This window comes from Streptomyces sp. NBC_01546, from assembly GCF_045208355.1.
GTDB lineage: Bacteria > Actinomycetota > Actinomycetes > Streptomycetales > Streptomycetaceae > Streptomyces.
On sequence record NZ_CP109379.1, the window covers coordinates 2,397,624 to 2,408,396 of the forward strand.

Consider the following 10,773-nt stretch of genomic DNA (forward strand, 5'->3'; position numbering starts at 1 on the left):
ATCATTTAGCGGTTCCGAAGGATTTCAGTCGCCGAGCGCCATTTGAACGAGATCATCGACGCCCAGCTCGGCGATCGCCCTTTCCTCATCGGCCTCGTCGTTCGAGCCGATTTCCGGGTCACCATCGCCGAGGGCGACCAGCTTGACCAGGGCATCCATCAATCCAGCTTCCCGGAACCGGGCCAGCGGGAGGGATACGAGCGCGTTCCGCAGTCGTTCCTCGTCCACTTCCGAGTCAATCGCGTCGCTATCCGGGAGCAATTCGTGGTGCAGGTGTCGAGCGAGGGCCAGCGGAGTCGGATAGTCGAAGATCAGCGTGGCCGGAAGCTTCAGACCGGTCGACTCACACAGCCCATTGCGCAATGCCACGGACGTGAGCGAGTCGAATCCCGCTTCCTTGAACGCCATCTCCGCCTGCACGCCCTCCGGTCCTGCGTGCCCCAGCACGACCGCGGCCTGGGCACGGACCAGATCGAGGAGCAGTACCTCCTGCTCCGCCGCGGTCAGCCCGGCCAGGCGACGGAGCAGCCCGCCGTCCGTGGCGGATGCCGACCGCGCCAGCTGCCGGCCCGCCCGTACCAGGCCGCGCAGCAGATGCGGGACTTCCCCGCCGGCCGCTGCCTGGGTGCGCAGCGTCCGCAGGTCCAGCTTGACCGGCACCAGCAGCGCCTGCCCGGACCCGGTGGCGGCATCGAAGAGCTCCATGCCCTCCGCAGCCGCCAGCCGCAGGCCCCCCATGCCGGCGGTCTGCTGCCACTGGCCCCAGGCCAGCGACAGACCCGGCAGGCCTGCCGCCCGGCGGCCGGCCATCAGCCCGTCGAGGTAGGCGTTCGCCGCCGCGTAGTTGCCCTGTCCGGCCGACCCCATGAGCGAGGCAGCCGACGAGAACACCACGAAGGCGTCGAGGTCCAGGCCTCGGGTCAGCGCATCGAGGTGCTGCACCGCGTTCACCTTCGGCGCGAATGCCGTCTCCAGCTGTTCCGGGGTCAGCGCCGTGATCACGGCGTCATCCAGCACACCGGCGGTGTGCACGACGCCGGTCAGGGGGTGCTCGGCCGGGACCGAGGCCAGCAAGGCCTCGACCTGGTCGCGGTCGGACATGTCACAGGACGCCACCGACACGACCACACCCTGCTCGGTGAGCTCGGCGAGCAGCTCCGCAGCTCCCTCGGCATCCGGGCCCTTCCGGCTGGCCAGCACCAGACTGCGTACGCCGTGCCGGGTGACCAGGTGACGGGCCACCACAGCGCCCAACGCCCCGGTACCACCCGTCACCAGAACCGTGCCTTCCGGCCCGAACACCGCGGGAGCGTCCGGGACTTCACCGCCGGCCCGGACGAGCCGGGGGACGGAGAGGGCCGTTCCGCGCACCGCGACCTGCGGCTCGCCGCTGGCCAGCACCGAACTCAGAACGAGCTCGAGATTGCCTTCGGCGGCGGGATCGGTGTCGATCAGGACGATCCGGTCGGGGTTTTCGACCTGAGCGGCACGCACCAGACCCCACACCGCCGAACCGGCCGGATCGGTCACCGCGCCGTCGGCGCCGGCGGGAACCGCGCCACGCGTCGCGACGACCAGCCGCGACTCCTCCAGCCCGGTCCCGGCCAGCCACGCCTGCACGACCTCCAGCACCCGGGAGGACAGGGCCAGGGCCGCGTCCTCGCCGTCGCCGCCGACCGCGTCCAGCAGCGCCACCGCCGGTACCTCGTCGCTGTCGGCCAGGGCCGTCACATCACCGGCGTTGGCCACCGGCACCCACCACGGAGAGGGCTCCGCCACGTCAGCCGGGGACAGCTCGGTCCACTCCACCCCGTACAACGAGTTGGCGACCGCCGTGTCCGCCGCCGTCTCCAACTGGCCGACGGTCACCGGACGGGACACCACCGAGTCCAGCGTCACCACGAGGCCGCCGGTCTCGTCGGCAGCCTCGACCGACAGCGCGTCCGGGCCGACCGGGGCCAGCCGTACGCGCAGCGCCGAGGCACCCACGGCGTGCAGCACCAGCCCGTTCCAGTCCAGCGGCTGCCGCACCGCACCGGATTCCTCCGCCGCGCCGTCGACCGTCCCGGCCTGCAGGGCAGCGTCCAGCAGCGCCGGGTGGATACCGAACTTCTCGGCCTCCTTGCGCTGTTCCTCGGGCAGGGCGACCTCGGCGAAGAGTTCCTCGCCACGGCGCCAGACCGCCCGCACTCCCTGGAACGCCGGACCGTAGCCGAGACCGCGCTCGACCAGGTCGGAGTAGAGACCCCCGACCTCGACCGGCTGCGCACCGGCCGGCGGCCAGGCGGCGAAGTCGAACCCGGTGCCGCCCGCAGGGGCCGAGGCCGACAGCACACCGGTGGCGTGCCGCGTCCACATGTCCGCGCCGGCAGCGTCCTCGCGCAGCGAGTACACCTGCACGGTCCGCGAGCCGTTCTCACCCGGTCCGCCCACCGCGACCTGGACGCGTACGCCGCCGTGCTCGGGCACGATCAGCGGCGTCTCGATCATCAGCTCTTCCAGGACCCCGCACCCGGCCTCGTCGCCTGCCCGCACGGCCAGTTCCACCAGTCCGGTGCCCGGGACGAGCACCGTGCCGCCGACCGTGTGATCGGCCAGCCAGGCGTGCGTGCGCTGCGACAGCCTGGAGGTGAAGACCAGCCCGTCGGACTGCGGCAGCTGCACCACAGCGCCCAGCAGCGGGTGATCGGCCGTCATTTGACCCAGCGACGCCGCGTCGGTGGCCGACTCGGCCAACTGGAGCCAGTAGTGCTGGTGGTCGAAGGCGTAGGTCGGCAGGTCGACTCGTCGGGATGCCGGCGTCTGCGGCAGTACGCCGTTCCAGTCGAGGGCGATACCCCGGACGAACAGCTCGGCCATCGAGGCGAGGAGGCGGCGCAGACCGCCGTCCTCACGGCGCAGCGAACCGGTCACCACGACATCGGCCTCCGTGGTGTCCACGGTCTCGGTGATCGGCTGGACCAGCACCGGGTGGGCGCTGACCTCGACGAACACCCCGTGGCCCTGGCCCAGCAGCTCGGCCACGGCCGGGCCGAAGCCCACCTGGCCCCGCAGGTTCCGGTACCAGTACCCGCCGTCCAGCACCCCGGCGTCCGAAACCCAACCGCCCGTGACGGTGGAGTAGAACGGCACCTTCGGCGCCTGCCCGCTGATCCCGGCGAGGGTCTGGGCGAGCGCGTCGCGGATGTCCTCCACGTGGCGGGTGTGCGAGGCGTAGTCCACCGCGACCCGACGCACCCGGACGCCCTCGGCGGACAGGGCCTCCAGGGCCTCGTCCAGCGCCTGCGCGTCACCGGCGACGACCACCGACGACGGCCCGTTGACGGCAGCGACCTCCACACGGTCCGCCCACGGCTGGATCCGCGCGACCGCCTCGTCCTCGGACAGGGCGACCGACGCCATACCGCCACGGCCTGCCAGGTCCTTGGCGATGGCCTGGCTCCGCAGTGCCACGACGCGCGCCGCGTCCTGCAGCGAGAGAGCGCCCGCCACACAAGCGGCCGCGATCTCACCCTGGGAGTGGCCCAGCACCGCATCGGGCTTCACGCCCACGGACGACCACACGGCCGCCAGGCCGACCATCACCGCGAAGCTCGCCGGCTGGAGGACGTCGACCCGCTCCATGAGCTCGGGGTCCGTCTCGCCGCGCAGCACATCCAGCAGCGACCAGTCCACGAACGGATCCAGGGCAGCCGCGCACTCCGCGATCCGCTCCGCGAACACCGGGGAGGACTCGAGCAGTTCGCGGCCCATGCCGGCCCACTGCGAACCCTGACCCGGGAACACCCACACGACCTTGCCCGGCGCACCCGAACCGGCACTGCCGGACACCACACCCGGCGCGTTCTCTCCCTGCGCCAGCGCCTTCAGTCCCGCCAGCGCCTCGTCGCCCGATTCGGCCACGACCACCGCACGCTCGCCGAAGACCCCGCGGTCCGACACCAGCGCCCCGGCCACAGCCGCCGGCGACACCCCGTCGGCGCCCTTGAGGAACGCCGCGAGCCGCTCGGCCTGACCGGCCAGAGAAGCGGTGCTCCGCGCCGACACCACCAGCGGTACGACACCCGCAGGCGCCTGCTCTTCGGAGCCGGGCTCCGCCGCCTGCGGCGGTGCCTCTTCCAGGATCAGGTGCGCGTTCGTACCGCTGATGCCGAACGAGGAGACGCCGACCCGGCGCGGATGGCCGTTGCGCGACCACTCGCGGGCCTCGGTCAGCAGCTCGATGGCTCCCTCGGACCAGTCCACCTTCTTCGAGGGCTCGTCCGCATGCAGGGTGGCGGGCATCACGCCGTGGCGCAGCGCCTGCACCATCTTGATGACACCGGCCACGCCCGCGGCGGCCTGTGTGTGACCGATGTTCGACTTCAGGGAGCCGAGCCACAGCGGCTGCTCCGGGTTCCGGTCCCGTCCGTAGGTCGCGAGCAGTGCCTGCGCCTCGATCGGGTCACCCAGGGCCGTACCGGTTCCGTGACCCTCCACCACGTCCACGTCGGACGGGGAAAGCCCGGCGCTGTCCAGGGCCCTGCGGATCACCCGCTGCTGCGAGGGACCGTTCGGCGCCGTCAGACCGTTCGACGCACCGTCCTGGTTGACGGCGCTGCCGCGCAGCACCGCCAGCACCCGGTGCCCGCGCTCACGCGCCACCGACAGCCGCTCCAGCACCACGAGGGCGACACCCTCGGACAGCACCGTGCCGTCCGCGCCGTCCCCGTACGCCTTGCACCGCCCGTCGGATGCCAGGCCGCGCTGCCGCGACATGCCGAGGACTCCGATCGGCGAGCCCATCACGGCGACACCGCCGGCGAGCGCCATGGAGCACTCGCCCTGCCGCAGCGCCTGCGCGGCAAGATGCATCGCCACCAGCGACGAGGAACACGCCGTGTCCACCGTCACCGCCGGGCCCTCGAAACCGAAGGTGTACGACACGCGGCCCGAGGCCACGCTTCCCGCCGTGGCGGTCGTGACGAAGCCTTCGAGCTCCGCGGGCACGTTGGTGAGGGACTCGACGTAGTCGTGGATGGAGACGCCGGAGAAGACGCCGATGTTGCTGCCCTGTGCCGCGGCCGGGTCGATGCCCGCGCGTTCCAGCGCCTCCCAGGAGGCCTCCAGCAGCAACCGCTGCTGGGGGTCCATCGCCAGCGCCTCGTTCGGCGAGATGCCGAAGAATCCCGCGTCGAACTGCGCGGCCTCGTGGAGGAATCCGCCCGTGCTCGTGTACGAGGTGCCCGCGCTGTCCGGGTTCGGGTCGTAGAGGCCCTCCAGGTCCCAGCCACGGTCGTCCGGGAAGGACGACATGCCCTCGCGGCGCTCCTGCAGCAACTGCCACAGGTCCTCGGGACCCGCGACACCGCCCGGCAGGCGGCACGCCATCCCGACGATCGCGATCGGCTCGTCGGGATCCGCGACGACGGCCACCGCGGTGGCGGGGGCGGCGCCGTCCGCCGCGTCACCGAGCTCCTCGCGCAGGTGACGGGCGAGGACCACCGGGGTGGGGTAGTCGAAGATCAGCGTGGCCGGCAGTTTCACGCCGGTCGCCGCGCTAAGCCGGTTCCGCAGCTCGACCGCGGTCAGCGAGTCGAACCCGATGTCGCTGAATCCACGGGTGCCCTGAGCCAGTTCGGGGCCGCTGAATCCGAGTACGGCGCTCGCCTCGTCCTGGACGATGGTCAGCAGGATGCTCTCCTGCTCGGCCTGGGGCAGCCCCGCGAGTCGGCGGACCAGTCCGCTGCTGTCGCCGGAAGCCGCCCGCGCCAGGCGTCGGCCCGCGCGTACCAGGCCGCGCAGCAGGTGCGGGACTCCCCCGCCGGCCGCTGCCTGGCTTCGCATGATCTTCAGGTCCAGCTTGATCGGGACCAGCAGCGCCTGGCCGGCGTGCAGGCCGACGTCGAAGATGTCCAGGCCCTCGGCCGGCGTTATCGCCAGCACGCCACCGCGGCTCATACGGGCCTGGTCGACGGCGCTGAGGTGAGCGGTCAATCCGTTGGCCTGCTCCCACAGACCCCAGGCCAGCGACAGACCGGGCAGGCCTGCCGCCCGGCGGCCGGCCATCAGCCCGTCGAGGTAGGCGTTCGCCGCCGCGTAGTTGCCCTGTCCGGCCGACCCCATGAGCGAGGCAGCCGACGAGAACACCACGAAGGCGTCGAGGTCCAGGCCTCGGGTCAGCTCGTCGAGGTGGCGTACCGCGTCCACCTTCGGCGCGAACACCCCGGCCAGCCGCTCCGGGGTCAGCGCCGCGATCACGCCGTCGTCCAGGACGCCGGCCATGTGCACGACACCGGTCAGAGGGTGCTCGGCCGGTACCGAGGCCAGCAAGGCCTCGACCTGGGCCCGGTCGGACACGTCACAGGACGCCACCGACACGGCCGCACCCTGCTCGGTGAGCTCGGCGACCAGTTCCGCCACGCCCTCCGCGTCCGTACCCCGACGGCTCGCGAGCACGAGGTGCCGCACGCCGTGCCGGGTGACCAGGTGACGGGCCACCAGTGCGCCCAGGGCGCCGGTGCCACCGGTGACCAGGACGGTCCCTTCGGTCGCGAACACCGCGGGGGCGTCCGGGACTTCACCGCCGGCCCGGACGAGCCGGGGGACGGAGAGGGCCGCTGCGCGCACCGCGACCTGCGGCTCGCCACTGGCCAGCACCGGACCCAGGACCGTACCCAGGACGGATTCCGCTCCGTCGCCGGAGGCCGGGTCGGTGTCGATCAGGATGATCCGCTCGGGGTTCTCGGCCTGGGCGGCACGCACCAGACCCCACACCGCCGAACCGGCCGGGTCGCTCACCGTGCCGTCACCGGCGGGAACCGCGCCGCGGGTCAGGACGACCAGCCGCGACTCCTCCAGCCCGGTCCCGGCCAGCCACGCCTGTACGACCTCCAGCACCCGGGAGGTCAACGCCAGTGCCGCGTCCTCGCTGTCAGCGCCGGCCACGGCCTGCAGGACCGCCACCGCCGGGACTCCCGCGCTCCCGGCCAGAGCCACGACGTCGTCGGCGGCGGACACCGGCGCCCACGACGGCGAAGCCTCCGTGCCCTGAGCCGAGGGCAGCTCGGTCCACTCCACCCCGAAGAGCGTGTCGCGGCTCTCGTCGCCTGCCGCGGCGCCCAGCTGGTCGGTGGACACCTCACGGGACACCAGCGAGTCCATCGTCAGGACCATGTCGCCGGTCTCGTCGGAGGCCTGGAACGACAGCGCGTCCGGGCCGCTCGGCGCGATCCGCACCCGCAGTGCCGAGGCACCCACGGCGTGCAGCACCAGCCCGTTCCAGGCGAACGGCAGCACCTGGCGGTCGTCGTCCGGATTGGCGAAGGCGTTCGTGTGGAGGGCGGCGTCCAGCAGCGCCGGGTGCATGCCGAACTTGCCGGCGTCCTCCCGCTGTTCCTCGGGCAGGACGGCCTCGGCGAAGACCTCGTCACCGCGCCGCCACACCGCCCGCAGGCCCTGGAACGCCGGACCGTACGCGTAGCCGCGCTCGAGCAGGTCGGTGTAGAAGTTCCCGACCTCGACGGGCTCCGCACCGGCCGGCGGCCACGCGGCGAAGTCGAATCCCTGCGCCGTTGCGCGTGTCGCCGAAGGCTCCGCCAGGAGTCCGGTAGCGTGCCGCGTCCAATCGCTCGCGCCACCCTCGCCGGCGGCGTCCTCGCGCTGGGAGTACACGTCCACCGTGCGCGTGCCGGTCGGGTTCGGTCCGCCGACCGCGACCTGCAACCGCACTCCGCCGTGCTCGGGGAGCACCAGGGGTGCCTCGATCACGAGTTCTTCCAGTACTCCGTAGCCGAACTCGTCGCCGGCGCGCACCGCGAGGTCGACGTACATCGTGCCGGGGATGATCACCACGCCGCCGATGGCGTGACCGGCCAGCCAGGGGTGCGTGCGCAGCGACAGCCGCGAGGTGAAGACCAGGCCGTCGGACTGCGGCAGCTGCACCACCGCGCCCAGCAGCGGGTGATCGGCCCCGGTCAGCCCCAGCGACGCCGCATCCGTGGCCGAGCCGGCCATCTGGATCCAGTAGTGCTGGTGGTCGAAGGCGTAGGTCGGCAGGTCCACGCGCCGGAAGGCCGCTCCACCGGGCAGAACCTCGGCCCAGTCCAGGGCCACACCGCGGACGAACAGCTCGGCCATCGAGGCCAGCAGCCGTCGCAGGCCGCCGTCCTGACGCCGCAGGGACCCGGTCACCACCACATCGGTGCCGGTGTCGGCCTTGTCGACGGTCTCGGTGATCGGCTGGACCAGCACCGGGTGGGCACTGACCTCGACGAACACCCCGTGACCCTGCTCGAGCAGCGCGGCCACCGCCGGGCCGAAGCCCACCTGTGCCCGCAGGTTCCGGTACCAGTACCCGCCGTCGAGGACGCCGGCGTCCTCGACCCACGTACCGGTGACGGTGGAGTAGAACGGCACCGTCGGGGCCTGCGCGCCGACCCCGGCCAGCGCCTCGGCGAGCGCGTCGCGGATGTCCTCGACGTGCCGGGTGTGCGAGGCGTAGTCCACCGCGACCCGACGCACTCGGACGCCCTGGTCCTCCAGCGCGTCCAGCGCCTCGTCCAGCGCCTCGGCGTCACCGGCGATCACCACGGAGGACGGGCCGTTGACCGCCGCGACCTCGACCCGGTCCGCCCAGCGCTCCAGACGCGCGACGGCCTCTTCCTCGGTCAGCGCGACCGAAGCCATACCGCCACGGCCGGCCAGGTCCTTGGCGATGGCCTGGCTGCGCAGCGCCACCACGCGCGCCGCGTCCTCCAGCGAGAGCGCACCCGCCACACAGGCGGCCGCGATCTCGCCCTGGGAGTGGCCGAGCACCGCGTCGGGCTCGACGCCCACGGAGGCCCACACCGCGGCCAGACCGACCATCACCGCGAAGCTCGCCGGCTGCAGGACGTCGACCCGGTCGAGGAGCTCGGGTTCGGCGTCGCCGCGCAGTACGTCGATCAGCGACCATTCCACCCACCGCTCCAGGGCGGCGGCGCACTCCGCGATCCGCCCGGCGAACACCGGGGAGGAGTCGAGCAGTTCACGGCCCATGCCGGCCCACTGCGAACCCTGACCCGGGAACACCCACACGACCTTGCCCGGCGCACCCGAACCGGTCACCACACCGGCCGCGTTCTCACCGCGCGCCAGCGCCTGCAGGCCGGCCAGCGCCTCGTCGTGGGAACCCGCGAGCACCACCGCGCGCTCACCGAGCACGGCGCGGCCCGACACCAGCGTTCCGGCCACGTCCGCCAGCGGCACCTCACCGGCGTCCTCGACGAACGCCGCCAGCCGCCCGGCCTGGGCCGCCAGCGAGGCAGCGGTCCCCGCCGACACCACCAACGGCACCACACCGGCGGGCTGCGCCACGTCCGCGACGGGCTCCGCCTCCTCGGCGGGCGCCTCTTCCAGGATCATGTGCGCGTTCGTACCGCTGGCCCCGAAAGCGGAGACGCCGGCCCGGCGCGGGCGGCCGTTCTCGGGCCACTCCCGCGACTCGGTCAGCAGCTCCACCGCACCCGCGGACCAGTCCACCTGGGGGGTGGGCGCGTCCACGTTCAGGGTCGCCGGGAGCGTCTTGTGCCGCAGCGCCTGGACCATGTTGATCACGGCGGCCACGCCGGACGCCGCCTGCGTGTGCCCGATGACCGACTTGACCGATCCGAGCCACAGCGGCTGTTCCGGGTCGCGGCCCTGCCCGTAGGTGGCCAGCAGTGCCTGCGCCTCGATCGGGTCACCCAGCACCGTGCCGGTGCCGTGACCCTCCACCGTGTCCACATCGGCCGGGGAGAGGCCGGCGCTCTCGAGGGCCTTGCGGATCACCCGCTGCTGCGAGGGGCCGTTCGGCGCGGTCAGGCCGTTGGACGCACCGTCCTGGTTGACCGCACTGCCGCGGATGACGGCAAGCACCTGGTGGCCGCGCTCGCGCGCCACCGACAGCCGCTCCAGCAGCACCACGCCCACGCCCTCGGCCCAGCCGGAGCCGTCGGCGCCGGCGGCGTAGGACTTGCAGCGCCCGTCGAAGGCGAGCGCGCGCTGACGCGCGAAGCCGACGAACCCGCCCGGGGTCGCCATCACCGTCGAGCCGCCCGCGAGCGCCATCGAGCACTCGCCGCGGCGCAGCGCCTGCGCGGCGAGGTGGATCGCCACCAGCGAGGAGGAGCACATGGTGTCGACGGTCACCGCGGGGCCCTCGAGCCCGAGGGTGTAGGAGACGCGACCGGAGGCGACGCCGCCGGCAGTGCCCAGGGCGCGCTCCAGGCTGAGGTATCCCTCGAACCCGCTGAGGTCCGGCGCGTAGTCCTGGTGCACGACTCCCGCGAACATCCCGATGTCGCTGCCCCGCACCGAGTGGGGGTCGATGCCGGCCCGTTCGAAGGTCTCCCAGGACACCTCGAGCAGCTGTCGCTGCTGGGGGTCCATGGCCAGGGCCTCACGCGGCGAGATTCCGAAGAACCCGGCGTCGAACTGCGCCGCGTCGTGCAGGAAGGCGCCCTCCCTGACATACGTCGTACCGGGGTTGTCGGGGTCCGGGTTGTAGAGGCCCTCGACATCCCAGCCGCGGTCCTCGGGGAAGGTGGAGTAGACGTCGGCGCCCTCGGACACCACCCGCCAGAAGTCCTCCGGGCCACGGATTCCGCCGGCGTACCGGCAGGCCATGGACACGATCGCGATGGGCTCAGAGGCAGCCGCGACGAGTGTGCTGTTCTCCTGCTGAAGCCGGGCGTTCTCCTTCAGCGAGGCACGCAGTGCCTCGACGACCTGCTGGTCGGGCGCCGACATATCCATCCTCCACGATTCGTTCAC

1 protein-coding gene is annotated in these 10,773 nt (G+C 72.7%); it reads right to left on the reverse strand.

Annotation, left to right across the window (positions count from 1 at the left end; genetic code table 11):
• Positions 1 to 24: 24 nt before the first annotated feature.
• Positions 25 to 10,773 (reverse strand): type I polyketide synthase, encoded by a 10,749-nt coding sequence (locus OHA89_RS10775; RefSeq protein WP_406366012.1) that lies wholly within the window; start codon positions 10,771 to 10,773, stop codon positions 25 to 27.